Origin of the sequence: Micromonospora sp. DT4 (genome assembly GCF_049841675.1) — a bacterium.
Taxonomy (GTDB): domain Bacteria; phylum Actinomycetota; class Actinomycetes; order Mycobacteriales; family Micromonosporaceae; genus Micromonospora.
The window spans coordinates 1-26100 of sequence record NZ_JBNCKT010000083.1; the positions used below are offsets into that span (position 1 = coordinate 1).

General features: G+C 72.5%; 26 protein-coding genes and 1 pseudogene. 23 read left to right on the forward strand and 4 right to left on the reverse strand.

Features of this window, described 5'->3' with window-relative positions; genetic code table 11:
* Positions 1-368 precede the first annotated feature (368 nt).
* The 14 genes from ACLQ24_RS21095 to argH all read left to right on the forward strand — a co-directional run bounded on the left by ACLQ24_RS21095 (position 369) and on the right by argH (position 15089).
* A complete protein-coding gene (locus tag ACLQ24_RS21095) occupies positions 369-842 on the forward strand; it encodes a PH domain-containing protein (protein ID WP_425893431.1) in 474 nt (157 codons plus the stop codon).
* A gap of 656 nt (positions 843-1498) precedes the next feature.
* Positions 1499-2146 (forward strand): translation initiation factor IF-3, encoded by a 648-nt coding sequence (gene infC, locus ACLQ24_RS21100; protein ID WP_278151844.1) that lies wholly within the window; start codon positions 1499-1501, stop codon positions 2144-2146.
* Between the two features lie 20 nt (positions 2147-2166).
* Positions 2167-2361 carry a 50S ribosomal protein L35 gene (gene rpmI, locus ACLQ24_RS21105; RefSeq protein ID WP_425893432.1) on the forward strand — a complete coding sequence of 65 codons (195 nt, stop codon included), beginning with the start codon at positions 2167-2169 and terminating at the stop codon, positions 2359-2361.
* 32 nt (positions 2362-2393) lie between these two features.
* The gene (gene rplT / locus ACLQ24_RS21110; protein WP_007458417.1) at positions 2394-2786 is read left to right on the forward strand and encodes a 50S ribosomal protein L20; all 393 of its coding nucleotides are present in this window, start codon (positions 2394-2396) and stop codon (positions 2784-2786) included.
* Between the two features lie 83 nt (positions 2787-2869).
* Entirely contained in the window at positions 2870-3667 is a 798-nt protein-coding gene (locus tag ACLQ24_RS21115) for a TrmH family RNA methyltransferase (protein WP_425893433.1), read from the forward strand.
* Between the two features lie 218 nt (positions 3668-3885).
* Positions 3886-4953, forward strand: coding sequence for a phenylalanine--tRNA ligase subunit alpha (pheS, locus tag ACLQ24_RS21120; RefSeq protein ID WP_425893434.1), 1068 nt, complete (start codon positions 3886-3888; stop codon positions 4951-4953).
* A 40-nt stretch (positions 4954-4993) separates the two neighbouring features.
* Positions 4994-7543, forward strand: coding sequence for a phenylalanine--tRNA ligase subunit beta (pheT, locus tag ACLQ24_RS21125; protein WP_425893435.1), 2550 nt, complete (start codon positions 4994-4996; stop codon positions 7541-7543).
* 162 nt (positions 7544-7705) lie between these two features.
* Positions 7706-8707: an N-acetyl-gamma-glutamyl-phosphate reductase gene (argC, locus tag ACLQ24_RS21130; RefSeq protein WP_425893436.1), complete on the forward strand. Its 1002-nt coding sequence runs from the start codon at positions 7706-7708 to the stop codon at positions 8705-8707.
* 40 nt (positions 8708-8747) lie between these two features.
* Positions 8748-9920 (forward strand): bifunctional glutamate N-acetyltransferase/amino-acid acetyltransferase ArgJ, encoded by a 1173-nt coding sequence (argJ, locus tag ACLQ24_RS21135; protein WP_425893437.1) that lies wholly within the window; start codon positions 8748-8750, stop codon positions 9918-9920.
* Positions 9917-10822, forward strand: coding sequence for an acetylglutamate kinase (argB, locus tag ACLQ24_RS21140; RefSeq protein ID WP_425893438.1), 906 nt, complete (start codon positions 9917-9919; stop codon positions 10820-10822). Before argJ ends, argB begins: the two co-directional genes overlap by 4 nt.
* Entirely contained in the window at positions 10819-12072 is a 1254-nt protein-coding gene (locus ACLQ24_RS21145) for an acetylornithine transaminase (RefSeq protein ID WP_425893439.1), read from the forward strand. Before argB ends, ACLQ24_RS21145 begins: the two co-directional genes overlap by 4 nt.
* Positions 12069-13004, forward strand: coding sequence for an ornithine carbamoyltransferase (gene argF / locus ACLQ24_RS21150; protein WP_425893440.1), 936 nt, complete (start codon positions 12069-12071; stop codon positions 13002-13004). Before ACLQ24_RS21145 ends, argF begins: the two co-directional genes overlap by 4 nt.
* Positions 13001-13516, forward strand: coding sequence for an arginine repressor (locus ACLQ24_RS21155; RefSeq protein ID WP_425893441.1), 516 nt, complete (start codon positions 13001-13003; stop codon positions 13514-13516). The genes argF and ACLQ24_RS21155 overlap by 4 nt, the downstream gene beginning before the upstream one ends.
* Positions 13517-13625: 109 nt before the next feature.
* The gene (gene argH, locus ACLQ24_RS21160) at positions 13626-15089 is read left to right on the forward strand and encodes an argininosuccinate lyase (protein WP_425893452.1); all 1464 of its coding nucleotides are present in this window, start codon (positions 13626-13628) and stop codon (positions 15087-15089) included.
* Between the two features lie 43 nt (positions 15090-15132).
* Here the strand turns inward: argH and ACLQ24_RS21165 are convergent, their stop codons facing one another.
* Both ACLQ24_RS21165 and ACLQ24_RS21170 read right to left on the reverse strand, forming a co-directional pair.
* On the reverse strand, positions 15133-15486 hold the full coding sequence (locus tag ACLQ24_RS21165; RefSeq protein WP_425893442.1) for an MmcQ/YjbR family DNA-binding protein: 354 nt from the start codon (positions 15484-15486) through the stop codon (positions 15133-15135).
* A 34-nt stretch (positions 15487-15520) separates the two neighbouring features.
* Positions 15521-15946, reverse strand: coding sequence for a DNA-binding protein (locus ACLQ24_RS21170; RefSeq protein ID WP_425893443.1), 426 nt, complete (start codon positions 15944-15946; stop codon positions 15521-15523).
* Between the two features lie 159 nt (positions 15947-16105).
* On the opposite strand from ACLQ24_RS21170, the pseudogene ACLQ24_RS21175 reads away from it, so the two are divergent.
* The 5 genes and pseudogenes from ACLQ24_RS21175 (at position 16106) to ACLQ24_RS21195 (ending at position 20113) form a co-directional block, all read left to right on the forward strand.
* Positions 16106-16718, forward strand: a pseudogene (locus ACLQ24_RS21175) (DNA-3-methyladenine glycosylase).
* Positions 16719-16808: 90 nt separating this feature from the next.
* Positions 16809-17894, forward strand: a complete 1086-nt coding sequence (locus ACLQ24_RS21180) for a WD40/YVTN/BNR-like repeat-containing protein (protein WP_425893444.1) — start codon at positions 16809-16811, stop codon at positions 17892-17894.
* A gap of 2 nt (positions 17895-17896) precedes the next feature.
* Positions 17897-18172 (forward strand): ubiquitin-like small modifier protein 1, encoded by a 276-nt coding sequence (locus tag ACLQ24_RS21185; protein WP_425893445.1) that lies wholly within the window; start codon positions 17897-17899, stop codon positions 18170-18172.
* 163 nt (positions 18173-18335) lie between these two features.
* Positions 18336-19481: an LLM class flavin-dependent oxidoreductase gene (locus ACLQ24_RS21190; protein ID WP_425893446.1), complete on the forward strand. Its 1146-nt coding sequence runs from the start codon at positions 18336-18338 to the stop codon at positions 19479-19481.
* Positions 19478-20113 carry an FMN reductase gene (locus ACLQ24_RS21195; protein ID WP_425893447.1) on the forward strand — a complete coding sequence of 212 codons (636 nt, stop codon included), beginning with the start codon at positions 19478-19480 and terminating at the stop codon, positions 20111-20113. Before ACLQ24_RS21190 ends, ACLQ24_RS21195 begins: the two co-directional genes overlap by 4 nt.
* Here the strand turns inward: ACLQ24_RS21195 and ACLQ24_RS21200 are convergent.
* A complete protein-coding gene (locus ACLQ24_RS21200) occupies positions 20106-20981 on the reverse strand; it encodes a universal stress protein (protein WP_425893448.1) in 876 nt (291 codons plus the stop codon). The genes ACLQ24_RS21195 and ACLQ24_RS21200 overlap by 8 nt on opposite strands.
* A 126-nt stretch (positions 20982-21107) precedes the next feature.
* On the opposite strand from ACLQ24_RS21200, the gene ACLQ24_RS21205 reads away from it, so the two are divergent.
* The 3 genes from ACLQ24_RS21205 to ACLQ24_RS21215 all read left to right on the forward strand — a co-directional run bounded on the left by ACLQ24_RS21205 (position 21108) and on the right by ACLQ24_RS21215 (position 23727).
* Complete coding sequence (locus ACLQ24_RS21205; protein ID WP_425893449.1) at positions 21108-21602, forward strand: GNAT family N-acetyltransferase; 495 nt, start codon at positions 21108-21110, stop codon at positions 21600-21602.
* Positions 21603-21617: 15 nt separating this feature from the next.
* Positions 21618-22259: a hypothetical protein gene (locus ACLQ24_RS21210; protein WP_425893450.1), complete on the forward strand. Its 642-nt coding sequence runs from the start codon at positions 21618-21620 to the stop codon at positions 22257-22259.
* Positions 22260-22389: 130 nt separating this feature from the next.
* Positions 22390-23727 (forward strand): hemolysin family protein, encoded by a 1338-nt coding sequence (locus ACLQ24_RS21215; RefSeq protein WP_425893451.1) that lies wholly within the window; start codon positions 22390-22392, stop codon positions 23725-23727.
* Between the two features lie 35 nt (positions 23728-23762).
* Here ACLQ24_RS21215 and ACLQ24_RS21220 read toward each other — a convergent pair whose 3' ends face one another.
* Positions 23763-24146, reverse strand: a complete 384-nt coding sequence (locus tag ACLQ24_RS21220) for a PaaI family thioesterase (RefSeq protein ID WP_425893453.1) — start codon at positions 24144-24146, stop codon at positions 23763-23765.
* A 105-nt stretch (positions 24147-24251) separates the two neighbouring features.
* Here ACLQ24_RS21220 and tyrS point away from each other — a divergent pair, with 105 nt between their 5' ends.
* Complete coding sequence (gene tyrS, locus ACLQ24_RS21225; protein WP_425893454.1) at positions 24252-25544, forward strand: tyrosine--tRNA ligase; 1293 nt, start codon at positions 24252-24254, stop codon at positions 25542-25544.
* The last annotated feature ends 556 nt before the right edge of the window (positions 25545-26100 follow it).

Sequence of the window (26100 nt, forward strand, 5' to 3'; positions counted from 1 at the left end):
CATAGCGCTCGGGTAACACTCCGGACACCCGTGATGTTCCTACCCCACCAACCATGATCCACAAGACAGGCCCTAGTGGTCTCAGCCCGCTACCGACACCTCTAGATCGCGGATCGAGCACGATCTTGCGGCGTGCACCCGGGGCAACGGCACCGGCACCGGTGCGGCCCGGCCGGTCGGGCGGCGGGCTTCGGGGTTGTGGGCTTCGGGGTTGCGGGCTCCGGGGTTGTGGGCTCCAGGGCCGCGGGCTCCGGGGTTGCCGGCCGGGCCGGATTGGCGGGCACCCGGGCGGCCCGGGGCGGCGGGATCGGGATGGTGCTCGGCGGGTGGTGCGTTCCCCACGCGAACGTGGGTGGCAGACTGATGGGGTGAGTGACACCGAGCCGGTCCGCCTCAAGCCTCGCCGTATCCGGGTGGTGTGCTGGTCGGCGGCGATCGTGCTGGTGGTGGTGTTCGCCCTGGTCGCCACCTCGCTGACCGGGTCGACCGGCGACGGGTACGGCAGCTTCCAGCGCGGTGACCAGATCGCTATGATCGGCCTGGGCGTCTTCGGCGCGCTGGGTTTCCTGTTGTTCACCCGCCCACGTGTGGAAGCGGACGGGCGGGGCATCCGGGTGCGTAACGTCATCAGCTCCTACGAGCTGCCCTGGGAGGTCGTCCGGGGTGTTCGCTTCGATCGTGGCGCGCCATGGGCCAGCCTGGAGCTGCACGACGACGACCTGCTGCCGTTGGTCGCTCTCCAGGCGGCCGACAAGGAGCTGGCCGTCGACGGGGTCCGCGCCCTGCGCCGGCTGCACGAGGCTCACCTGGCCCGCCTCGCCGAACGTGCCATCGGCACCTAAGCTTCCACCCGTGCTCGCCCCGCGCTCGCCCCGCGTATCGCGCTCGCCCCGCGTATCGCGCTCGCCCCGCGTATCGCGCCCCCGGCCCTGCGTCGCCCCGCCCCCCGCGCCGGCCCTGCCCCGCGCCCGCCGCGCATCGCCCCAGCCCCGCGCCGACATCCCCGTTCGGAGGCAGCAACTTCCGGGAAAGTGCTGCCTCCGGCTGCCCCGAGACAGCAACTTCCGGGAAACTGCGCGGATCTTGGAGCGGGGCCCATCGCAGGCCTAGCGCAGTGCCATCGCGGGCCCATCGCGGGCCCATCGCGGGCCCGCACCGTCGCCCGCGCAATGCCGGGTCGTGTCCGGTTTGGGAGTGAGCGGGGCGGCGGTGTAGTGTTGTCGAGTCGACCAGGCTGTCTCCGCGTGCGAGCAGACAGCCGCGAAAGCGGAGCGCCTGCTCCCACCCGAGTCGCCGCTACGGTGGCCGGGTCCGGTCACCGGTTCCGGGCATGTCCCGGTTCCGGACGCGCGATCCTATGATCGTGCCGACCGGTCGAGCGGGCCCTGGCATACGCCGGGGCCTTCTGTTTTCCGGGTCGGTTCCCACCCGGGAGCCGCAGGGGGTCGGCACCTGAGCAGAAACGACTCGAGGAGGCCCCATCAGCGTCGAACCACGCGTGAACGAGCAGATCCGGGCACGTGAGGTCCGACTGGTCGGCCCAGAGGGTGAGCAGGTGGGCATCGTCCCGCTGGAGCGCGCCCTTCAGCTGGCCGCGGACGTCGATCTGGACCTGGTCGAGGTTGCGCCGATGGCGCGCCCGCCGGTGTGCAAGCTCATGGACTTCGGCAAGTTCAAGTACGAGAGCGCACTGAAGGCGCGCGAAGCGCGGCGTAACCAGCAGCAGACCGTCATCAAGGAAATGAAGCTTCGGCCGAAGATCGACCCGCACGACTACGAGACCAAGAAGGGTCACGTGGTGCGGTTCCTCAAGGCGGGCGACAAGGTCAAGGTGACGATCATGTTCCGTGGTCGCGAGCAGAGCCGCCCGGAGCTGGGCTACCGGCTCCTGCGCCGGCTCGAATCCGAGATCACGGACCTGGGATACGTCGAAGCCGCTCCCAAGCAGGACGGCCGAAACATGATCATGGTTCTCGCTCCGCACCGGGCCGTCAAGGCTTCCGCGGTCGCCGCCACGGCGTCCCGCGGTGGTCCTCGGGACCGGGCAGCGGACGAGTCCGCCGCTCCGGCAGCCGATGAGACCGCGGCGGTCGGCGAGACCGCAGCAGCCGGCGACACCGGCACCGCCGCCACCAGCGGCGAGTAACAGGGGAGAAGACGTTCCACATGCCGAAGATGAAGAGCCACACGGGTATGGGTAAGCGGGTCAAGGTCACCGGCAAGGGCAAGATCGTGTCCGAGCAGGCCGGCAAGCGCCACCTGTTGGAAGGCAAGGCTTCCACCCGTACCCGCCGGTTGACCGGCACGGTCGAGGTGGCCAAGGCCGACGTCAAGCGCATCAAGAAGCTGCTCGGCCGCTGACGCGCGCCACCTTTACCTAAGAAGGAGTTGAGATGGCACGCGTCAAGCGGGCTGTGAACGCCCAGAAGAAGCGTCGTACCCTGCTGGAGACCGCGAGTGGTTACCGCGGCCAGCGCTCCCGGCTGTACCGCAAGGCCAAGGAGCAGGTGCTGCACTCGATGCAGTACGCCTACCGGGACCGTCGTGACCGCAAGGGCGACTTCCGGCAGTTGTGGATCCAGCGGATCAACGCGGGCGCCCGGGCCAACGGGATGACCTACAACCGCCTGATCCAGGGCCTGCGTCTGGCCGGCATCGAGGTCGACCGCAAGATCCTGGCCGACATGGCCGTCAACGACGCCGCCTCGTTCGCGGCGATCGTCGAGCTGGCCCGGGCCGCGGTCACGGCCGAGGGCACCGGTGGCGCGGCGGCTCAGGCCGCCTGACCCCCACGCACCAGAGCGAGGCGTCTCCCGCGTCGGCATCGCCGTCCGGGGGGCGCCTCGATCGTGCCGAAGGAGCGCACACGATGGCCTTCACCCCGCGTACCCCCAGGGTCGTCGCCGCCCGCCGTCTGCAACGCCGCCGGGACCGCGACGCCACCGGCCGTTTCCTGGCCGAGGGTCCCCAAGCAGTCCGCGAGGCCCTGGCGCGGCCGGGTGTGGTCACCGAGCTCTTCGGTACGACCAGCGCGCTGGACCGGCACCCGGAGTTGGCCGCCACGGCGGCCCGGGCTGACGTGCCGGTCTCCGAGGTGACCGACGACGCGCTCGCCGCGTTGGCCGAGACCGTCGCCCCGCAGGGGCTGATCGCCGTCTGCCGGCACCTGGACGTGCCGCTGGAGCAGACTCTCTCGAGCGCTCCCCGGCTGGTGGCGGTGCTCGCCGAAATCCGCGACCCGGGCAACGCCGGCACGGTGCTGCGTACCGCCGACGCTGCCGGCGCGGGTGCGGTGGTCTTCGCCGGCGACGCCGTCGACCCGTACAACGGAAAGTGTGTCCGCGCCTCCGCCGGCAGCCTCTTCCACGTCGACGTGGTCCGCGCGCCCGACCCGGTCGCGGTGGTCGACGCGCTCCGGGCCGCCGGCCTGTCGATCTTCGCCACCACCGGGTACGGCGACAGCGACCTGGACGACCTGACCGACTACGGTCGGCTCGTCGGGCCCACCGCCTGGCTGTTCGGCTCCGAGGCGCACGGGCTGCCCGAGGCGTTGACCGCCGCCGCCGACGCCCGGGTGCGGGTGCCGCTGTACGGGCGCGCGGAGAGCCTCAACCTGGCTGCCGCGGCTGCCGTGTGCCTGTACGCTTCGGCGAGAGCACAGCGCTGAGGTGTCCACACCCGGCGCGACTGACAGCAGGGGAGAGCGTCCGTCCATGAACGCGCCACGGCGTTCGTTTAGCCAGCCCGCCGGTGTCGGCGGGCGGCGGGCCTGACCTGCTCCCTGCGCAACTCCTACCGGCGGGCTGCGGCACAGCCGCGCGTCCGTAGACTCGCTTCGCCGCCCCGATGAGGGCTGGCGCCGCCGTGAGGGAGTGCCCGTACGCCATGAGCTACCGCAACGATCCGTACGACCCGAAGCAGGTCGCCCTGCTCGACCCCGCCGCCCTGGCCGAGGCCGTCGCCGACGCCACGAAGGCATTCGAGTCCGCTGCCGATCCGGACGCGCTGACCGTGCTGCGCTCGGTGCACCTGGGTGACCGGTCTCCGGTCTCCCTGGCCCGCCGGGAGATCGGCGCGTTGCCGCCGGCCGCGAAGTCCGACGCCGGTAAGCGGGTCAACGAGGCCCGCCGGGCCATCGAGTCCGTGTACGCCGAGCGCGCCGAGGTGGTGGAGCGCGAGCAGGCCGAGCGGGTACTCGTCGAGGAGCGGGTGGACGTCACGCTGCCCTTCAACCGGCGTCCCCGGGGTGCCCGGCATCCGCTGAGCACGCTGATGGAGTCGATCAGCGACCTGTTCGTCGGGATGGGCTACGAGGTGGCCGAGGGGCCCGAGGTCGACCTGGAGTGGGTCAACTTCGACGCGTTGAACATCCCCGTCGACCACCCGGCACGCGGGTTGATGGACACGTTCCACATCGCGCCGGAGGGCTCCGGCCTGGTGCTGCGCACGCACACGTCGACGGTGCAGACCCGCACGATGCTCAGCCGCAAGCCGCCGATCTACGTGATCGTGCCGGGCCGCGTCTACCGCACCGACGAGATCGACGCCACCCACAGCCCGGTGTTCCACCAGGCCGAGGGTCTCGTCGTCGACAAGGGCATCACGATGGCGCACCTGCGGGGCACCCTGGACCACTTCGCGCGGGCCATGTTCGGCCCGGAGGCGAAGACCCGGTGGCGGCCGCACTACTTCCCGTTCACCGAGCCGTCGGCGGAGTTCGACGTGTGGTTTCCGGAGCACCGCGACGGCCCGCAGTGGGTCGAGTGGGGTGGCTGCGGGATGGTCAACCCGCGGGTGCTGCGCGCCTGCGGCGTGGACCCGGAGGTCTACTCCGGCTTCGCCTTCGGTATGGGTATCGACCGGACCCTGATGGTCCGGCACGGGGTCAGCGACATCCGCCATCTCTTCGAGGGCGACGTGCGGTTCAGCCGCGCGCTCGGGACCGGGGCGTAGGCGATGCGGGTACGAGACACGGGAACGGTGGTCTGACGTCATGCGAGTTTCTGTCAGTTGGCTGCGGGAGTACGTCGACCTCCCCGCCGATCTGCCCACCGGTGACCTGGAGCAGGCTCTGGTCGACCTCGGCATCGAGGTCGAGTCCGTGCAGGACCTGCGCGCGAGCGTCACCGGTCAGCTCGTCGTCGGCGAGGTACGCGAGATCGAGGAGCTGACCGGCTTCAAGAAGCCGATCCGGTTCTGCCGGGTGGACGTGGGAGCCGCGAACGGCACCGGCGAGCCGCAGGAGATCGTCTGCGGGGCGCGTAACTTCGCCGTCGGTGACCGGGTGGTGGTGATCCTGCCCGGCGGTGTGCTGCCCGGCGGGTTCGCGATCGGCGCCCGCAAGACGTACGGGCACAACTCGGCCGGCATGATCTGCTCGGCGAAGGAGTTGGGCCTGGGCGACGACCACTCGGGCATCATCGTGCTGCCGCCGGACGGGGCCGCCAAGCCGGGTGACGACGCGCGGCCCGTCGTGGGCCTCGACGATGTCGTGTTCGAGCTGGAGATCACCCCGGACCGGGGGTACGCGCTGAGCCTGCGCGGCCTGGCCCGGGAGTTGTCGCACGCGTTCGACGTGCCGTTGCGCGACCCTGCCCTGGTGCCTGCTCCGAGCGGCACCGAGGCGCCGGCGTACCCGGTGGAGGTCCGTGACACGGTCGGCTGCGACCGGTTCACCGCCCGCGTGGTCCGCGGCGTCGACCCGGGCGCGCCGACGCCGTCGTGGATGGCCCAGCGGCTCGTGACCGCCGGCATCCGCAGCATCTCGCTGCCGGTCGACATCACCAACTACGTGATGCTGGAGCTGGGCCAGCCGATGCACGCCTTCGACGCCGACCGGATCGCCGGGCCGCTGGTGGTTCGGCGTGCCGAGGCGGGGGAGAAGCTGACCACCCTGGACGGGGTCAACCGGGTGCTCACCGCCGACGACATGGTGATCTGCGACGACACGGGTCCGATCTCCCTGGCGGCGGTGATGGGCGGCGAGACCAGCGAGGTCGTCACCGGCGTCACCACCACCGTGCTCTTCGAGGCGGCGCACTGGGACCCGGCCATGGTCGGGCGTACGGCCCGCCGGCACAAGCTGTTCAGCGAGGCCGCGAAGCGCTGGGAGCGGGGCGTGGACCCGGCCGTGGCGCTTGTCGCGCTGGAGCGGGCCGTTCGGCTGCTCACCGAGCACGGCGGCGGCACGCCGGGCGCGGAGATCCTGGACATCGACCACGTCCGGCCGCGTACCCCCATCACCCTGCCGGCGGACCTGCCCACCCGGCGGGTCGGCGTCGAGTACCCGCCGGCACGGGTCGTCGCCCTGCTCGAGCAGGTGGGCTGCACGGTCGCACAGGGCGCGGACCGGCTGTCCGAGGACCCGGGCGCGGTCGGCACGGCCAGCGGCGCCGGTGTGGCGCTGAGCGTCACCCCGCCGAGCTGGCGGCCCGACCTGACCGACCCGGCCGACCTGGTCGAGGAGGTCGTCCGCCTCGACGGGTACGACAAGGTGCCGTCGGTGCTGCCGACCGCGCCGCCCGGGCGCGGCCTGACCCCGCGCCAGCGTCGCCGCCGGGCCGTCGCCGGATCGCTGGCCGAGCGGGGGTACGTGGAGGTGCTCGCGCACCCGTTCGTGTCGCCGGAGCTGGCCGACCAGCTCGGCCTGCCCGCCGACGACCCGCGCCGACCCGCGGTGCGGCTGGCCAACCCGCTGTCCGAGGAGGAGCCGCTGCTGCGCACCACGCTGCTCGGTCCGCTGCTGGGCATCCTCAAGCGCAACCTCGGTCGGGGGCACCGTGACCTCGCCCTCTACGAGATCGGCGCCGTCTTCCACCCGCGCCCCGACGCCGGCAGCCCGCCGGCGGTGGGCGTGGACCGGCGACCCACCGACGAGGAGTTCGCCGCCGCCGACGCGGTGGTGCCGGCGCAGCCGGTGCACGTCGCCGCGGTGCTGGCCGGTGATCTCGACCCCGCCGGCTGGTGGGGCGCGGGCCGGCCGGCCGGCTGGGCGGACGCCATCGAGGCGGCCCGCGACGTGCTGGCCGCCGCCGGCGTCCCCGACGAGCGGGTCGAGGTCCGCGCCGCCGAGTACGCGCCGTGGCACCCGGGCCGCTGCGCCGAGCTGCGGGTCGACGCCACCGTCGTCGGCTACGCCGGTGAGCTGCACCCGACGGCGGTGGCGGCGCTGGAGCTGCCCCGCCGCACCTGCGCCATGGAGCTGAACCTCGACGTGCTGCCGCCGGTACCGGTGACGCCCGCGCCGACGGTGTCCGGATTCCCGCCGGCGCTGATCGACGTGGCGCTGGTGCTGGACGACACGGTCCCGGCCGAGCAGGTGCGCAGGGCGCTGGAGGCGGGCGCCGGCGAGCTGCTGGAGGACGTGCGGCTGTTCGACGTGTACTCCGGCGCGCAGCTCGGCGAGGGGCGCCGGTCACTGGCGTACAAGCTGACGTTCCGCGCGCCGGACCGGACGCTCACGGTCGAGGAGGCGCTGGCCGCCCGGGACGCGGCGGTCGCCGTCGCGGCGGAGCGCTTCGGCGCGACCCTGCGCGGTGCCTGACGCCACGGACGGGCCCTTTCCCCCTGCGCGGGGGAGAGGGCCCGTCAGCCGTCGCCTGCCATGAACAGCCGCCTGCGCTCATCACCATGCAGTAGGCTGTATTAACTTGCAGACAATACCCGCTCTTGCTAATCTCCTCTGCATAGTCATGCGGAGGTGAGTATGGGGATTCGAGTCGCGGTCGCCGGAGCGAGCGGGTACGCGGGCGGTGAGCTGCTGCGCCTGATCGCCGGGCACCCGGAGTTCGACCTGGTCGCCGCCACCGCGCACCGCCAGGCCGGGCACCGCGTCGACGTGGTGCATCCGCAGCTCACCGGGCTCGACCTGGTGCTCCGCGAGACGGACCCGTCGATCCTCGCCGACGCCGACCTGGTCTTCCTGGCGCTGCCCCACGGCGAGTCGGCGACCCTCGCGGCCCAGCTCCCGCCCGAGGTGCGCGTCGTCGACCTGGGCGCCGACCATCGGCTCGCCGACCCGTACGCCTGGGCGCAGTACTACGGCGGCACGCACGCCGGCCAGTGGACGTACGGCCTGCCCGAGCTGCCCGGCCAGCGGGAGCTGATCGCCGGCTCCACCCGGGTCGCCAACACCGGCTGCTACGCCGCCGCGATCACCCTCGCGCTCGCGCCGCTGATCGCCGACGGCGCGGCCAGCCCCGCCGACGTGGTGGTGGTCGCCGCCTCCGGCACCTCCGGCGCGGGCCGGGCGGCGAAGCCGCACCTGCTGGGCAGCGAGGTGATGGGCGACCTGTCGCCGTACCGCGTCGGCACCCACCAGCACGTACCCGAGATCAAGCAGGCCTCCGGAGCGACCGGCCTGTCGTTCACCCCGGTCCTCGCGCCGATGCCGCGCGGCATCCTCGCCACGGTCACGGCCGTGCCGGCCCGCGGTGTCGACCCGCAGCAGGTGCTGGCGCAGGCGTACGCCGACGCGCCGTTCGTGCACGTGCTGCCGGAGGGGAGCTGGCCCCACACGGCGGCCACGCTGGGCTCCAACTCCTGTCACCTGCAGGCGACCGTCGACGTCGACTCGGGCCGACTGATCGTGCTCAGCGCGCTGGACAATCTCGGCAAGGGTGCCGCCGGCCAGGCCGTGCAGAACGCCAACCTGATGCTCGGCCTGCCGGAGACGGTGGGCCTGTCGATCTGGGGAGTCAGCCCGTGAGCGCGAGGAGCGCAGCAGGCGCGGACGAAAGGCAGGCGCTGTGAGTGTCACCACCCCCCGGGGTTTCCGAGCGGCCGGAGTGGCCGCCGGTCTGAAGGCCAGCGGTGGCGCGGACGTCGCGCTGGTGGTCAACGACGGTCCGGACGCCGGTGTCGCCGGTGTCTTCACCACCAACCGGGTCAAGGCCGCGCCGGTGCTCTGGAGCCAGCAGGTCGTGCAGGGCGGTGTGGTCCGCGCCGTGGTGCTCAACTCCGGTGGGGCCAACGCCTGCACCGGCCCGGCCGGCTTCCAGGACACGCACGCCACGGCCGAGCACACCGCATCGGCGCTGAGCGCGGTCAGCCCGCGGCTGCTCCTCGGCGCCGGCGAGGTGGCGGTCTGCTCCACCGGGCTGATCGGTGAGCGGTTGCCGATGTCGAAGCTGCTCCCGGGGGTGCGTACGGCAATCCGGCAGCTGTCGCGCGACGGCGGCCCGGCCGCCGCCGAGGCCATCATGACGACCGACACCCGGCCGAAGACGGCGGTGGCGCGGGGCAGCGGTTGGACGGTCGGCGGGATGGCCAAGGGCGCCGGGATGCTCGCGCCCGGGATGGCCACCATGCTCTGCGTGCTCACCACCGACGCGGTGGCGGGGCCGGCGGCGCTGGACGAGGCGTTGCGCGCGGCCACCTGGGTGACGTTCGACCGCGTCGACTCCGACGGCTGCATGTCGACCAACGACACGGTGCTGCTGCTGTCCAGCGGCGCGAGCGGCATCGAGCCCACCCCCGCCGAGCTGGCCGCCGCGGTCACGACGGCCTGTCACGATCTCGCGCAGCAGCTCGTCGCCGACGCGGAGGGCGCCACCAAGCAGGTCGCCATCGACGTGGTCGGCGCCGCCGACGAGGACGACGCGGTCGAGGTGGGCCGCTCGGTGGCCCGCAACAACCTGGTCAAGACGGCGTTGTTCGGCAACGACCCGAACTGGGGCCGGATCCTCGCCGCCGTCGGCACGACGGCCGCCGCGTTCGAGCCGGACGAGGTGGACGTGGCGGTCAACGGAGTGTGGGTGTGCCGGGGTGGGTCCGCCGCCGAGGACCGCTCGAAGGTCGACCTCACCGGGCGGGACGTGACGATCCGGATCGACCTGCACGCCGGCGACTCGACCGCCACGATCTGGACCAACGACCTGTCCCACGCGTACGTGCACGAGAACTCGGCGTACTCGACATGAGTCTCAGCGGTGATCTCACCCGCGCCCAGGTCAAGGCGGAGACGCTGATCGAGGCGCTGCCCTGGCTGGCGCGTTTCTCCGGCTCCACGGTGGTGGTCAAGTACGGCGGCAACGCCATGACCGAGCCGGAGCTGCAACGGGCGTTCGCGGCCGACATGGTGTTCCTGCGCTACGCCGGTCTGAAGCCCGTCGTGGTGCACGGCGGCGGCCCACAGATCTCGGCCATGCTGGGCCGGCTCGGTATCGCCAGCGAGTTCCGGGGCGGCCTGCGGGTGACGACCGCCGAGGCGATGGACGTGGTCCGCATGGTGCTCGTCGGGCAGGTCGGCCGGGAGCTGGTCGGGCTGATCAACTCGCACGGCCCGTTCGCCGTCGGCCTCTCCGGCGAGGACGCGCGACTGTTCACCGCGGTGCGCCGCCCGGCGTACGTCGACGGAGAGCCGGTCGACGTCGGCCAGGTCGGTGACGTCGAGTCGGTGGACACGTCGGCGGTGACCGACCTCATCGACGCCGGCCGGATTCCGGTCATCTCGACGGTCGCGCCGGACGCGGACGGTGTCCTGCACAACCTCAACGCGGACACCGCCGCCGCCGCGCTCGCCGTCGCGCTGCGGGCCCGCAAGCTGGTCGTCCTCACCGACGTCGCCGGCCTGTACGCCGACTGGCCGGACACCGGCAGCCTGATTTCCGAGATCACCACGGACGACCTGGCCAAGCTGCTGCCCGGCCTCCAGGCGGGGATGGTGCCGAAGATGGAGGCGTGCCTGCGGGCCGTGCGGGGCGGGGTGCCTGCCGCGCACGTCGTCGACGGCCGGGTGGCGCACTCCACGTTGCTCGAGGTGTTCACGTCGGAAGGGTTCGGAACGATGGTGGTGCCGCAGGACGGGACGGTCGGGGCATGAGCAGCCTGGTACAACGGTGGACGCAGTCCATGATGGACAACTACGGCACGCCGCCGCTGGCGCTGGTCTCCGGCGCGGGCGCCGTCGTGGTCGACGAGGCCGGCCGGGAGTACGTGGACCTGGTCGGCGGGATCGCGGTGAACGCCCTCGGGCACGCCCACCCGGCGGTGGTGGCCGCCGTGTCGAAGCAGGTGGCCACGCTCGGGCACGTCTCCAATCTCTTCGTCGCCGAGCCGCCGGTCGCCCTCGCGGAGCTGCTGCTGGCGCTCGCCGGCCGACCGGGCCGGGTCTTCTTCGCCAACTCCGGGGCGGAGGCGAACGAGGCCGCGTTCAAGCTGTCCCGGCGCACCGGGCGTAGCCACGTGGTCGCCACCAACGGCGGCTTCCACGGCCGCACCATGGGCGCCCTCGCGCTGACCGGGCAGCCCGCCAAGGCGGACCCGTTCCGCCCGCTGCCCGGCGAGGTGACCCACGTCGACTACGGCGACGTGAGCGCCCTCGAGGCGGCGGTCACCGACGCCACCGCCATGGTGATCCTGGAGCCCATCCAGGGTGAGAACGGCGTGGTCGTGCCGCCGACCGGCTACCTGACGGCGGCCCGGCGGATCACCGCCCGGCACGGGGCGCTGCTGGTGCTCGACGAGGTGCAGACCGGCATCGGCCGTACCGGCCACTGGTTCGCCCACCAGGCCGAGGGCGTGGAGCCCGACGTGGTGACCCTGGCCAAGGGGTTGGGTGGCGGGCTGCCGCTGGGCGCGACGCTCGCCTTCGGCCGGGCCGCCGACCTGCTCACCCCCGGCTCGCACGGTACGACCTTCGGCGGCAACCCGGTCAGCTGCTCCGCCGCGCTCGCCGTGGTGGCCACCATCGCCAACGAGGGGCTGCTCGACCACGTCAAGCGCGTCGGCGAGCGGCTGCGTCGGGGCATCGAGGCGCTGGACCACCCACTCGTCGCCGGCGTACGCGGGGCGGGGCTGCTGCTCGGCGTGACGCTCGCCGCGCCGGTGGCGACGGTCCTGGCCGAGGCGCTGCGGGAGGCCGGCTTCCTGACCAACCCGGTGCAGCCGGGCGTACTCCGGCTCACCCCGCCGTTGATCCTCACCACCGCGCAGGCCGACGCCTTCCTCGCTGCGCTCCCGGCGGCCCTCGACGCGACCGCCCCGGCGGTGGCCGGCCCGAGCGCCCCGGCGGTGGCCGGCCCGACGACCGCATCCTCCACCCAGCCCACCACGACGGGGACGACCGCATGATCCGGCACTTCCTGCGCGACGACGACCTCTCGCCCGCCGAACAGTCCCGCGTGCTCGACCTGGCGGCCCGGATGAAGGCCGACCGGTTCGGCCACCAGCCGCTGGCCGGCCCCCGCTCGGTGGCGGTGCTCTTCGACAAGCAGAGCCTGCGGACCCGGATCTCGTTCGACGCCGGCATCGCCGAGCTGGGCGGACATCCGCTTGTCGTGGACACCCAGGTCACCCACTTCGGCCGGGGCGAGTCGCTCGCCGACGCGGGACGGGTGCTGTCCCGCTACGTCGCGGCCATCGTCCTGCGTACCCACGGTGACGACCGGATCGCCGAGGTCGCCGGCGGCGCGACCGTCCCGGTGGTCAACGCGCTCACCGACGGGTTCCACCCCTGCCAACTGCTGGCCGACCTGCTGACCATCCGGGAGCGGTGCGGCGGCACGACCGGCCGGACCCTGACCTATGTGGGCGACGGCGCGAACAACATGGCGCAGTCGTACCTGCTGGCCGGGGTGACGGCCGGGATGCACGTGCGGATCGCCGGCCCGGCCGGGTTCGCGCCGGACCCCGCCGTGGTGCGGCGGGCCACCGAGATCGCCGCCGGCACCGGCGGGTCGGTACGGGTGCTGATCGACCCGACGCAGGCGGTCCGTGACGCCGACGTGCTGGCCACCGACACCTGGACCTCGATGGGTCAGGAGGCCGACGGGCTGGACCGGGTCACCCCGTTCCTGCCGTACCAGGTCAACAAGGAGCTGCTCGGTCAGGCCGCGCCGAACGCGATCGTGCTGCACTGCCTGCCCGCCCACCGGGGCGAGGAGATCACCGACGAGGTGCTCGACGGTCCGCAGAGCGCGGTGTTCGACCAGGCGGAGAACCGGCTGCACGCCCAGAAGGCGCTGCTGACGTTCCTGCTGACGGCGACGGGGGAGCGGCGGTGACCGCCCCGCTGACCCGCACGGCCCGGCACGCCCGCATCGTCGAGCTGATCCGGGAGCGGCCGGTACGCTCGCAGACCGAGCTGGCCGACCTGCTCGCCGCCGACGGCGTCGGGGTCACCCAGGCGACGCTCTCGCGTGACCTGGAGGAGCTGGGCGCGGTCAAGGTGCGCGGCGGCGACGGCCCGGCCGTCTATCTGATCCCCGAGGACGGCAAGCGACCGCTGCGCGACGCCGAGGCCGCGCCGGCCCGACTGGTACGACTGTTGCGCGAACTGCTCAACGGGGTGGACGCCAGCGGCAACATCGCCGTGCTGCGTACTCCGCCGGGCGCGGCCCAGTACCTGGCCAGCGCGTTGGACCGGGCGGGCCTGCCCGAGGTCGTCGGCACGATCGCCGGCGACGACACCATCCTCGTCGTGGCCCGCGAGGCCGTCGGCGGAGCCGCGCTCGGTGACAAGCTCGCCGGCTGGGCGCGCCGGGAAGACAGCGTCGAAGGGAACACCGCGCCATGACCGCACGGGTCACGACATCCCACCTGACCGCGCCGACCCGCCCGTGGACGCGGGCCTGCGGCGCAGCCCGCGACGCCCGGATGGGTGGCTGACGACCATGGGGACCACAATGGGCGGCGTGGACGACAAGAGCCTCACCGAGAACAGCGCCGGCACCAACCGGACGAGCCTGTGGGGCGGCCGGTTCGCCGGCGGCCCCGCCGAGGCGCTCGCCCGTCTGTCGGTGAGCGTGCAGTTCGACTGGCGCCTGGCCCCGTACGACATCGCGGGTTCCCGGGCGCACGCCCGGGTCCTGGCCGGCGCCGGCCTGCTCGACCCGGAGGAGCTGGGCCGCATCCTGGCGGCCCTGGACGACCTGGAGGCGGCCTGCGCGTCGGGGGCGTTCCGGCCCACCGTCGACGACGAGGACGTGCACACGGCGTTGGAGCGGGGGCTGCTGGAGCGCCTGGGCAGCCTCGGCGGCAAGCTGCGCGCCGGCCGGTCCCGCAACGACCAGGTCGCCACCGACCTGCGGCTCTACCTGCGCGATCACGCACGCGGTGTGGCCAGCCGCGTGGTCGAGCTGGCCGAGGCGCTCGTCGAGCAGGCCGAACGGCACGTCGACACGGCCGCGCCCGGCATGACCCACCTCCAGCACGCCCAACCGGTCACCTTCGGGCACTGGCTGCTGGCCCACGTGCAGCCGCTGCTGCGCGACCTGGAACGGCTGCGCGACTGGGACCACCGGACGGCGATCAGTCCGCTCGGCGCGGGCGCGCTCGCCGGCTCGGGGCTTCCGCTGGACCCGGTGGCCGTCGCCAAGGAGCTGGGTTTCCGGACGTCGTTCGCCAACTCGATGGACGCGGTCGCCGACCGGGACTTCGTGGCCGAGTTCCTCTTCACCACCGCGCTGATCGGGGTGCACCTGTCCCGCCTCGGCGAGGAGGTGGTGTTGTGGACGTCGCACGAGTTCGGTTGGGTGGAGCTGGACGACGGGTTCGCCACCGGTTCGTCGATCATGCCGCAGAAGAAGAACGCGGACATCGCCGAGCTGGCCCGGGGCAAGTCCGGCCGGCTGGTCGGCGGCCTGATGACGGTGCTGACCATGCTCAAGGGTCTGCCGATGACGTACGACCGGGACATGCAGGAGGACAAGGAGCCCGCGTTCGACGCCGTCGACACCCTGGAGCTGCTGCTGCCCGCCCTGGCGGGGATGATCTCCACGATGACCGTCCGGGTGGACCGGCTCGTCGCCGCCGCCCCGGTCGGCTTCTCGCTCGCCACCGAGGTCGCCGACTGGCTGGTCCGGCGCAACGTGCCGTTCCGTGACGCGCACGAGATCACCGGCCGGCTGGTGGCGCTCTGCGCGGCCCGCGAGTGCGAGCTGGAGGACGTCTCGGACGCCGACCTGGCCGCGGTCAGCGAGCACCTCGACCCGTCCGTGCGCGACGTGCTCTCGGTGCGCTCGGCCCTCGCGGCCCGGACCACGCCCGGCTCGACCGGCCCCGGCCCGGTGGCCGACCAGCTCGCCGCCGCGGCGGACCGGTTGGCCGGCTGGCGGGAGTGGGCCACCGAGCGGGTCGTACCGCGCTGATGTCAGGCGTGGCGTCGGCGCGAGCCGCCGGCGCCACGGTGGTTCAGGCCGTCGGACGCTCCCGCTTCGGGAGCTTGGCCACGACCATGTCGTACGACGAGTCGACCGCCTCGGTCAGCTCGTCGGTGTCGATCCGGCCGTCGAGGCGCAGCGTGTTCCACCCGGACCGGCCGATGTACGGCATCGGGCGCGCGTCGGCGGGGTGGCGGTGCAGCCACTCGTCGGCGATCTCGCGGCTCGCGCCGCACTTGACGCCGACAGTGGGCTCCCGGTCGCCGTTGCCGAGGAACGCGAAGATCCGGCTGCCAACCTTCACCACCTCGTCGTCCTCCCACGGCCGGTCCAGCCACGCTCCCGGCTTCGCCAGGCAGTACGACAGCATCTCCCCGCGTTCCACAGACGCCTCCTCGTCGTAGCCGAAGCCACCCGTCTCAGGTCTGGTTCTCGAAGGAGCGTGCGGCGACCCGCTCGTAGCGTTGGCGGGCGGCCTGCGCGCTGCCCAGCCCCAGCCCGTACGCGATGGACTGCCAGGTCAGGCCCCGGTCGCGGGCGAGCGTGAGAAGCCCCGCCTCCAGAGCGTCCAGCTCGGCGCGCACGTGCGGCAGCAGGGTCAGCGCGGCGGTGAGGTCGGCCGCGTCGACCGGTTCCTCGGCGGGCTCCCGCTCGGCGCCGCCCGCGGCGAGGGCGGTGACCAGCGCGACCGCCTCCCACGGGTCCAGCACGTACGGGTGGGCCCAGCGCCCTCGCCGCGCGTCGGAGCCGGCGTGCCGCTCGCTGATCCGCTGCAACGCCTCGTGGGTGCGGTGGGCGCGGGCCCGACCCGGGTCGGGTGTGGTGAAGAGGTCCTGGGTGGTCATGCCTCCGAGCACACCCCATCAACGAGACGTTGTCAACAGAATGTTCAAGACCCGTGGCGATCGTCGGGATGACCGGGCGCCCCGCTGGGTACCGTTCGGTCCATGGAGCTCGTGCCGGACGACCGCACCGCCGATGCCGCTGTGGCGCACCTGGCGCACCTGGCGGACCTGGCGCACCTGGCGGACCTGCTCGCCGGCCCGCTGCTGCCGGCCGCGCGGGGACTGCTGGGCTACCGCCTGACCGCCGGGGGTGTCACCGTCCGGATCACCGAGGTCGAGGCGTACGCCGGGACGGCCGGCGACCCCGCCTCGCACGCCCACCGGGGCCGTACCCCCCCGCAACGCGGTGATGTTCGGTCCCGCCGCGCACGCCTACGTCTACTTCACCTACGGGATGCACTGGTGCATGAACGTGGTCACCGGTGACGAGGGGGAGGCCGCCGCCGTGCTGCTGCGCGCCGGCGCGGTGGTCGACGGCCTGACCACGGCACGGGAGCGCCGACCGGCCGTGCGGCGCGATGTGGACCTTGCCCGGGGGCCGGCCCGGCTCTGCGCCACGCTCGGCATCGACCGTGCGGCGTACGGCGCGTACCTGCTCGGTGACGGCCCGGTCCAGTTGCGACCGCCGGTCGAGCCGGTTCCGGAGGAGACGGTGGTGGCGGGGCCGCGGGTCGGCGTGACGGGCGCGCACGATCTGCCCTGGCGGTTCTGGCTCGACGGCGATCCCACGGTCAGCGCGTACCGCCGGCACGTGCCCCGCGTCCGGCGCTGAGCGCGCCGTCCGGCGTGTGGGCGCCGAAGCCTGTCGGGGGGGTGTGGTCATAATCACCGGACCTGCTCACCGACGGTTTCGGAGGACGTCATGGCAACGCTGCTCGCGATCGGCACCGCCAAGGGATTGTTTCTCGCCACCAGCACCGACGACCGGCGCAGTTGGGAGATCACCGGTCCGCACTTCCCGATGACCGGTGTCTACGCGGTGGCGGTCGACACCCGTCGTTCCACCCTGCGGCTGATCGCCGGCATGACCAGCTCACACTTCGGCCCCAGTGTGGCCACCAGCGACGACCTCGGCGCCAGCTGGGACGAGCCCGACCAGGCGCCGGTCGCGTTCCCGGCCGACACCGGCGTCTCCCTCGGGCGGGTCTGGCAGCTGATGCCGGCCGGCCCCGACGAGCCGGACGTCATCTGGGCCGGCACCGAGCCCTCGGCGTTGTTCAAGTCCGTCGACGGCGGCCGCAGCTTCGAGCTGGTCCGTTCCCTCTGGGATCACCCGCACCGCCCCCGGTGGGAGGCCGGATTCGGCGGTCAGGCCGTACACACCGTGCTGCCCCACCCGCGTGACCCGGCTCGACTGCTGGTCGCCATGTCCACCGGCGGGGTCTACCGCTCGGAGGACGCCGGGGCGAGTTGGGCACCGGGCAACACGGGCATCCGCGCCTACTTCATGCCCGACGAGTGGCCGGAGTTCGGCCAGTGCGTGCACAAGGTCGCCCGGGACGCCGACAACCCCGAGCGGCTGTACGCGCAGAACCACCACGGCGTCTACCGCTCCGATGACGACGGCCGCACCTGGTCCTCGATCGCCGACGGGCTGCCCAGCGACTTCGGTTTCCCGATGGTGGCCCACCCCGGGCGCGGCGGCATGGTGTGGACCTTCCCCCTGGTGGCCGACGGCGAGCGGTTTCCGACCGACCACCGCTGCCGGGTGTTCCGTTCCGCCGACGCCGGCGGCAAGTGGGAGCCGCTGTCGGCCGGGCTGCCCGAGGGGCCGTTCTATCCGGCGGTGCTGCGGGACGCGATGTGCGCCGACGGCGCGACCCCGGGTGGGGTCTACTTCGGCACCCGCTCCGGCTCGGTCTTCGCCAGCCGCGACGAGGGCGACTCCTGGTCGCCGGTCGCCGCACACCTGCCCGACGTGCTCTGCGTTCGCGCCGCGGAGGTCTGAGCGTGGTCACCGTGCTGCTGCCCGGCCCGTTGCGCGCCGAGGCCGGGGGTGCGAGTCGGCTGAACGTCACCGCCGCCGGGACGCTGCGGGCGGTCCTCGACGAGCTGGCCGTCGCGCATCCCCGGCTGGCCCGGCGCATTCGGGACGAGCGCGGCGAGCTACGCCGCTACGTGAACGTCTTCGTCGACGGGGAGGATTGTCGGCATTCTGGCGGTCTGGCCACCCCGGTCGTCGACGGCGCGGAGGTGCAGGTCCTGCCCTCGGTGGCGGGCGGCTGACCGAGCCGACACCGAGGGGAGTCCTCGACGATATGTCGGGTACCCGAGGGTGACCGGCGCCACTGCCGGACACGCCGCCGACGGAATGGTTGACTCGTCAATTAAGTTATGGCCTGCGTCCGGGTACCACGACGGCATCCGGTTGACACGCGAGGAGCTGGTCATGCAGTTTGGAGTCTTCACCGTCGGTGACGTCACGGTCGATCCGACCACCGGTCGGGAGCCGACCGAGCATGAGCGGATCAAGGCGATGGTCGCCATCGCGCTGAAGGCCGAAGAGGTCGGGCTCGACGTCTTCGCCACCGGTGAACACCACAACCCGCCGTTCGTTCCCTCGTCCCCGACCACCATGCTCGGTCACATCGGGGCCCGCACCGAGCGGCTGCTGCTGTCCACCGCGACCACGCTGATCACCACCAACGACCCGGTGAAGATCGCCGAGGACTACGCGATGCTCCAGCACCTGTCCGACGGCCGGGTGGACCTGATGATGGGTCGTGGCAACACCGGCCCGGTCTACCCGTGGTTCGGCAAGGACATCCGCGCCGGCGTCCCCCTCGCGATCGAGAACTACGACCTCCTGCGCCGCCTGTGGCGCGAGGACGTGGTCGACTGGAAGGGCAAGTACCGCACGCCGTTGCAGTCCTTCACCTCGACGCCGCGCCCGCTCGACGGGGTGCCGCCGTTCGTCTGGCACGGCTCGATCCGCAGCCCGGAGATCGCCGAGCAGGCCGCGTACTACGGCGACGGCTTCTTCGCCAACCACATCTTCTGGCCCAAGGAGCACACCCAGCGGATGGTCGGTCTCTACCGCGAGCGGTACGCCCACTACGGCCACGGCTCCGCCGACCAGGCCATCGTCGGCCTCGGCGGCCAGGTCTTCATGCGCCGCAACTCGCAGGACGCCGTCCGGGAGTTCCGGCCGTACTTCGACAACGCACCGGTCTACGGGCACGGGCCGTCGCTGGAGGAGTTCACCCGGGAGACCCCGCTGACCGTCGGCAGCCCGCAGCAGGTCATCGACCGCACGCTCGGCTTCCGCGAGTACGTCGGCGACTACCAGCGGCAGCTGTTCCTGATGGACCACGCCGGCCTGCCGCTGAAGACGGTGCTGGAGCAGCTCGACCTGCTCGGCGAGGAGGTCGTGCCGGTGCTGCGCAAGGAGTTCGCCGCCCTGCGCCCGGTGCACGTGCCCGAGGCGCCGCCCACGCACGCCTCGCTGGTCGCTGCGGCCGGCGGCGCGAAGGACAGCACCGTGCACGCCGTCGACGACGTGACGGGCAAGGCGCCGGAGGGGGCGACCCGATGACCCGCCGTACGCTGGCCGTCGTGTCGGCGGGGCTCAGCCAGCCCTCGTCCACCCGGCTGCTCGCCGACCAGCTCGCCGGGGCAACCCGCGACGAGCTGGTCCGGCGCGGCCACGAGGCGGAGCTGCGCGTGTTCGACCTGCGCGAGTACGCCCACGACGTGGTCAACAACATGCTCACCGGATTCCCGCCGGCCGCGCTGCGCGAGGCCATCGACACAGTGACCGGGGCGGACGGCATCATCGCCGTCACCCCGATCTTCAGCGCCTCGTACAACGGGCTGTTCAAGTCGTTCTTCGACATCCTGGACGCGGGGTCCCTGGTCGACCGGCCGGTGCTGATCGGAGCCACCGGTGGCACCGCCCGGCACTCGCTCGCCCTGGAGCACGCCGTACGCCCGATGTTCAGCTATCTGCGGGCGGTGGTGGTCCCTACGGCGGTCTTCGCCGCGCCGGAGGACTGGTCCGACGGCACCGCGGACGGCGCGTTGCGGGGTCGGATCCGGCGTGCGGCCGGGGAGTTGGCTGACCAGGTCGAGCGCCGGCCGCCCACCAGCGGCCCGGCGGACCCGTTCGCCCTCACCACCGACTTCCTGCAGATGCTCGGCCGAGAGGGCGACACCCCGGTCAGCTGACCGGATGGGCGACCAGCACCGGGCAGTGCGCGTGGTGGATGGCGGCCTGACTCACCGAGCCGAGCAGCAGCCCGGCAAATCCGGCCCGACCCCGGGTGCCGACGACCAGCAGCGACGCCGCGCCGCTGGCCTCGATGAGCCCCTGGGCCGGGCTGGCCGCCCGGACCGGATGCTCCCGTACCACCAGGTCGGGATGCTCGGTGCGGACGACGGTGGACGCGTCGGCGAGCAACCGCACCGTCTCGGCATACTCCGCGGCATGCACCTCCTCGAGCTCGTCCGGTACCGGCCGTTCGGCGCCCGCCGGGCCGACGTGCGCCAGCACCAACGGGACGTCGCGTAGCGTCGCCTCGACGGCCCCGTAACCGACGGCGAGTTGGGACGACTCGGACCCGTCGACGCCGACGAGCACCGGCGCCCCGTCCACGCCGATCGGCTGCCCCTGGGGCCGGACCACCAGCACCGGGCAGTGGGCGTGCGCGGCCACCTGCGCGCCCACCGAGCCGAGCAGCAGACCCGTGAACCCGCCCAGCCCGCGGCTGCCGACCACGACGAGATCCGCCCGTCGGGACTCCTCGACCATCGTGGCGCCGGGCCCGCCGGCGATCTGGCGGGCCTCGACGGCGAGGCCGGGAAACCGCCCGGCGAGGTCGGCCGCCGTCCGCTCCAACATCTTCCGCGCCTCCTCGGTGGGCGCCGGCACCCCGAGGTCGTACGGGTTTGAGGGAACGCCGTAGCCGAGCGGGTGCAGGTAACCGTGCACCAGGAGCAGCGGCCGGGACCGGAGCAGGGCGGCGCGGGCCGCGTGCTCGGCGGCGACGAGGCTGGACGGCGAACCGTCGACACCCACCACGACCTGTCGGTTCATCGGTACTCCCAGAGTCGGTCGACCCATTGTCGGCGGTGCGGGGCCCGCGGTGACGCCGAACGCGCCGGTCGGCCGTCGACGCGCCGGAGGCCCCGAACTGTCACCGGCGCTGCGTACCCTCGCCGGATGACCTCTGATGTGCGGCTGCGGCCGGTGCGCGAGGACGATCTCGTGGAGTTCTTCCTGCACCAGCAGGATCCCGAGGCGAACCGGATGGCCGCGTTCGGTCCCGCCGACCCGTCGGATCACCGCGAGTTCGCCCGCCACTGGGCGCGGGTGCTCACCAATCCGGCGAACCGGGTCCGCACCGTCGAGGCGGACGGCGAGGTGGTCGGCTACGTCAGCGCCTTCCCGGTCGACGACCAGACCGAGGTCAGCTACTGGATCGACCCCGCCCGCTGGGGTCGCGGCCACGCCACCGCGGCCCTGGCCGCCCTGCTGCGCGAGCTGCCCCGGCCGGTGCACGCCCGGGCCGCGAAGGGCAACGCCGCCTCTCTCGCGGTACTGCGCAAGTGCGGGTTCGTCGTGGTCGGTGAGGACTCGGGGTACGCCAACGGGCGCGGCACCCAGGTCGAGGAGTGGCTGCTGGAGCTGCCCGCCGACACCCCTGACCTGGGCTAGCACTAGTCTCGCGGGGTGAACTGGTTGGATCTGGTCGGCTGGGCCGGCTCCGCGGTGCTGGTCTGGTCGCTGCTGCAGTCGCGCATCCTGCGGCTGCGCGCCCTCAACCTCGTCGGCTGCGTCGTGCTGATCGGCTACAACGCCGCCATCGAGGTCTGGCCCATGGTCGGGCTCAACATCGTCCTCGTGGGGATCAACATCTGGTACCTGCGGGGGATGCTCGCCACCCGTCACGACGAGCAGACCTACCAGGTGGTCCAGGTCGGTGTCGACGACCAGTTCCTGGCCCACACGCTGCGGGTGCACGCGCCGGACATCGCCCGTTTCAATCCAGACTTCCACTGGGACCCGGCCGCCACCGACCGGTCGGCCTTCCTCGTGGTCACCGCCGACGAGGTGGTCGGGGTGGTGCTGTCGCACGCCGAGGCACGCGGGGTCGCCCAGATCGACCTGGACTACGTGACCCCGAAATTCCGTGACTTCACCCCCGGTGAGTTCGTCTACCGGCGCAGCCGCCTCTTCACCGAACGCGGCTTCCACCGGGTCGTCAGCCCTCCCGGCATGGTCGCCCCCTACTACCACCGGCTCGGTTTCCGCCCGGAGGGCGACTCGTACGTCCTCGACCTACCCGCGTCACCGGCCACCGATCCCGCGTAGCGTCACCTGAGCAGGGTTCGGCCGAGGCCGCACGGGGCACAGAAGCGCGTACGCCGGGCGGGCTCGCCGACCGGCGGGCGCCGTGCGTACTCGCCGGTGCCGCCACCACCTCCGAGGGAGCGAACCGGGCGTGCAGAGCTACGGGAGCCAACTGGCCCTGGTCGGGATCCTGGTCGTCATCAACGCGCTCTTCGCCGGCAGCGAAATGGCGTTGGTGTCACTGCGGGACAGCCAGATCCAGCGGTTGGAGCGCACCAGCCGGGCCGGACGGGTGCTGGCCCGGCTCGCCAAGGACCCGAACCGTTTCCTCGCCACCATCCAGATCGGCATCACCCTCGCCGGCTTCCTGGCCTCCGCCGCGGCGGCGGTCTCCCTCGCCAAGCCCCTCGTTCCGCTGCTCGGGGTGTTCGGCAGCGCCGCCGAGACGGTGGCGATCGTGGTGGTCACCCTCGCGCTGACCTTCGTCACCCTGGTCTTCGGCGAGCTGGCCCCCAAGCGGATCGCCATGCAGTCCGCCGAGCGGTGGGCGCTGCTGGTGGCCCGCCCGCTCGACGTGCTCGCCAGCCTGACCCGCCCGGCCGTCTGGGCCCTCGGCGCGACCAGCGACCTGGTCGTCCGCCTGGTCGGGCTCAACCCGAAGCACCAGCCGGAGGAGATCGGCCCGGACGAGTTGCGCGACATCGTCGCCGGCAACCACGGCTTCACCAAGGAACAGCGCACGATCATCGCCGGCGCTGTGGAGATCGCCGACCGGCGGTTGCGGGCTGTGCTCGTACCCCGGTTGCAGGTCTTCACGCTCGACAGCGGGACCACCGCGGAGGCCGCGCGGCTCGTGCTGGCCGCCACCGGGCACTCCCGCGCGCCGGTGGTGCGCCACGGCGGCCTGGACGACACCGCCGGCGTGATCCACCTGCGCGACCTGGTCGGCGTGCCCGACGACCGGCCGGTCGACGAGATCGCCCGCCCGCCGATGCTGCTGCCCGACTCACTGCCGGTGGTGGACGCGCTGCGCCAGTTCAAGGCCGAGCGCCAGCACATCGCGCTCGTCGTGGACGAGCGCGGCGCCGTCGACGGCATCGTGACCCTGGAGGACATCCTGGAGGAGATCGTCGGCGAGATCTACGACGAGACCGACCGGGACGGCTACTCGATCCGCCGCGAACCGGACGGCACGATGGTGCTGCCCGGCACCTTCCCGGTGCACGACCTGCCGGACATCGGCGTCGAGCTGCCCTCGCGGCCGGCCGGCGACTACACCACCGTCGCCGGGCTGGTGCTGGCCCGCCTCGGGCACATCCCGACCGTCGCCGGGGAGGACGTCACCCTGGACGGCTGGGTGCTGACCGTGGCCGACATCGACCACCGGGCCATCACCGAGGTACGCCTGAGCCAGGTCCCCGCCGACGACGACAACGTTGACGACGCCGACGAGGCCGTCGAGCCGGTGCTGGACGAGGCACGCAGCTGACCGACCCGGCATCGCCCGGCCGGCTCGCCCGGCGGTCAGTCTCGGGAGAGGTTCTGCAACCGGACCTGACCGCGGGCGACCAGGCGCTCCTTGGCGTCGGTGATCTCCACCTGCCAGAGCTGCTGGCTGCGCCCACGGTGCACCGGGGTGGCGACCGCCCGCAGCTCGCCGTCGCGCACGGCCCGCAGGAAGTCGGTCTGGTTCGACACCCCGACCACCGTTCCGCGGTCGGCCAGCCAGAGCGACCCCCCGACGCTGGCCGCGGTCTCCACCACCGAGCAGTACACCCCGCCGTGCTGGATGCCGAACGGCTGGTGCAGCTCCGGGCGTACCTGCCAGCTGATGACGACGCGGTCGGCGGTCGTCTCCTCGAAGGTCAGGCCGAGCAGCGTGACGAAACCACCCGCCAGATCCGGCATCTCCACGGCAGAACCCTCCTCGATCAACGGGGCGCAAGCGTAACCGGGTGCGTTGCCCCAAACCCGGTACGGGTCGGTGCCGGCGATGGGGGAGAATCGGTGACCGTGACCGACAGCAACCCTCCGCCGTCCGGGCGGGACTCCCTGACCGACGACCTGCTCTGGCGTGGCCTCATCCAGGACTCGACCGGCCTCGACGAGCTGCGCGAGCTGCTCGACGGCGGGACGGCCACCACCTACTACGTGGGCTTCGACCCCACCGCGCAGAGCTTGCACGTCGGCTCGCTCATGCAGGTCACCACGGCCCGGCGGCTGCAACTCGCGGGTCACCGCCCCCTGTTGCTGGTGGGCGGGGCGACCGGGCAGATCGGTGACCCGAAGGAGAGCGCCGAGCGGACGCTCAACCCGCCCGAGGTGATCGCCGGCTGGGTCGAGCGGATCCGCGAGCAGCTCGCGCCGTTCGTGTCGTACACCGGCGAGAACGCGGCTCAGCTGGTCAACAACCTGGACTGGACCGGCGAGATGTCGGTCGTCGAGTTCCTGCGCGACGTGGGCAAACACTTCCCGGTCAACAAGATGCTCGCGCGGGAGGTGGTGCGGACGCGGCTGGAGACGGGCATCAGCTTCACCGAGTTCAGCTACCAGCTGTTGCAGGCCAACGACTTCTTCGAGCTGCACCGCCGGCACGGCTGCCAGCTCCAGTTCGGTGGCTCCGACCAGTGGGGCAACATCACCGCCGGCGTCGACTACGTGCGGCGGCGCGGCGCGGGGCCGGTGCAGGCGTTCACCACACCGCTGGTCACCAAGGCCGACGGTACGAAGTTCGGCAAGACCGAGGGTGGGGCCGTCTGGCTCGACCCCACCCTGACCAGCCCGTACGCCTTCTACCAGTTCTGGCTCAACGTCGACGATCGCGAGGTCGACCGCTACCTGCGGTACTTCAGCTTCCGTACGCGCGACGAGCTGGAGGAGCTGGCGAAGGCGACGGCCGAACGGCCGGCGGCCCGGCTGGCCCAGCGGGCGCTGGCCGAGGAGCTGACCACGCTGGTGCACGGCGCCGAGGAGACCCGGCAGGCGGTCGCCGCCAGTCAGGCGCTCTTCGGGCGGGGGTCGCTCGACGACCTGGCCCCGGAGACCCTGCGCGCGGCGCTCACCGAGGCCGGCCTGGTGCGCCTCACCGGCGAGCTGCCGGACGTGGCGGGCCTGCTGCGGGACTCTGGGCTCGTGAGCGGCCTCAAGGAGGCCCGTCGCGTCATCGCCGAGGGCGGGGCGTACGTGAACAACACCAGGGTGACCGAGGTGGACGCCACGGTGTCGACGGGCGACCTGCTGCACGGTCGATACCTGGTGCTGCGCCGGGGGAAGCGGTCGTTCGCCGGCGTTGAGCTGGGCGAATAGTCGACCGTCGACGATGTGACGGGGGACGCGTCCGGCGGATTTGACGATCATGGGGCCGGACGCGTAACTTTCTCTCTGCCAGCGCGGAACGGACGAAACAGGCGAAAGCCTGAAGCGGCCGGAGCGCGGTGACGGCCTCGGGGGTCGGGCGGGTTCGCCGCCAGATCGCCGACCGGGTGGTGCCGACAAAACGCCGCGAGGCGGATTTGGTGCGGCGGAACCGACCGGGTAAGGTAGTCAGCCGGCAGGGAAACGGACGAGCAAGCGGGAGACCGCTGCGGCCGGCCTGCCACCACCATGATGCGAGCGGCGCAAGCCGGTCGAGCAATGGTGCCCGCAACACGGTGAAAGTACGACGAACCGCGAAACACCGGTTTGACACGGCGGAAACCGGCGGGTAACGTAGTAAAAGTGCCTGGCGCTGGAAAGCGCCGGACACGCGAACGGAAAGCCCAGGGATGGGGGCCCACGGGTTGGGTCTTCTGATCGGTGTGTGGTTGTTCTTTGAGAACTCAACAGGGTGCTTGTAAAGCCAGTGCCAATTATGATTTATACC

Coding starts and splice junctions, on each gene's coding strand:
- rpmI (WP_425893432.1), top strand. CDS start 2,167: ATGCCGAAGATGAAGAGCCACACGGGTATGGGTAAGCGGGTCAAGGTC.
- rplT (WP_007458417.1), top strand. CDS start 2,394: ATGGCACGCGTCAAGCGGGCTGTGAACGCCCAGAAGAAGCGTCGTACC.
- ACLQ24_RS21115 (WP_425893433.1), top strand. CDS start 2,870: ATGGCCTTCACCCCGCGTACCCCCAGGGTCGTCGCCGCCCGCCGTCTG.
- pheS (WP_425893434.1), top strand. CDS start 3,886: ATGAGCTACCGCAACGATCCGTACGACCCGAAGCAGGTCGCCCTGCTC.
- pheT (WP_425893435.1), top strand. CDS start 4,994: ATGCGAGTTTCTGTCAGTTGGCTGCGGGAGTACGTCGACCTCCCCGCC.
- argC (WP_425893436.1), top strand. CDS start 7,706: ATGGGGATTCGAGTCGCGGTCGCCGGAGCGAGCGGGTACGCGGGCGGT.
- argB (WP_425893438.1), top strand. CDS start 9,917: ATGAGTCTCAGCGGTGATCTCACCCGCGCCCAGGTCAAGGCGGAGACG.
- ACLQ24_RS21145 (WP_425893439.1), top strand. CDS start 10,819: ATGAGCAGCCTGGTACAACGGTGGACGCAGTCCATGATGGACAACTAC.
- argF (WP_425893440.1), top strand. CDS start 12,069: ATGATCCGGCACTTCCTGCGCGACGACGACCTCTCGCCCGCCGAACAG.
- argH (WP_425893452.1), top strand. CDS start 13,626: ATGGGCGGCGTGGACGACAAGAGCCTCACCGAGAACAGCGCCGGCACC.
- ACLQ24_RS21170 (WP_425893443.1), bottom strand. CDS start 15,946: ATGACCACCCAGGACCTCTTCACCACACCCGACCCGGGTCGGGCCCGC.
- ACLQ24_RS21180 (WP_425893444.1), top strand. CDS start 16,809: ATGGCAACGCTGCTCGCGATCGGCACCGCCAAGGGATTGTTTCTCGCC.
- ACLQ24_RS21190 (WP_425893446.1), top strand. CDS start 18,336: ATGCAGTTTGGAGTCTTCACCGTCGGTGACGTCACGGTCGATCCGACC.
- ACLQ24_RS21195 (WP_425893447.1), top strand. CDS start 19,478: ATGACCCGCCGTACGCTGGCCGTCGTGTCGGCGGGGCTCAGCCAGCCC.
- ACLQ24_RS21200 (WP_425893448.1), bottom strand. CDS start 20,981: ATGAACCGACAGGTCGTGGTGGGTGTCGACGGTTCGCCGTCCAGCCTC.
- ACLQ24_RS21205 (WP_425893449.1), top strand. CDS start 21,108: ATGACCTCTGATGTGCGGCTGCGGCCGGTGCGCGAGGACGATCTCGTG.
- ACLQ24_RS21220 (WP_425893453.1), bottom strand. CDS start 24,146: ATGCCGGATCTGGCGGGTGGTTTCGTCACGCTGCTCGGCCTGACCTTC.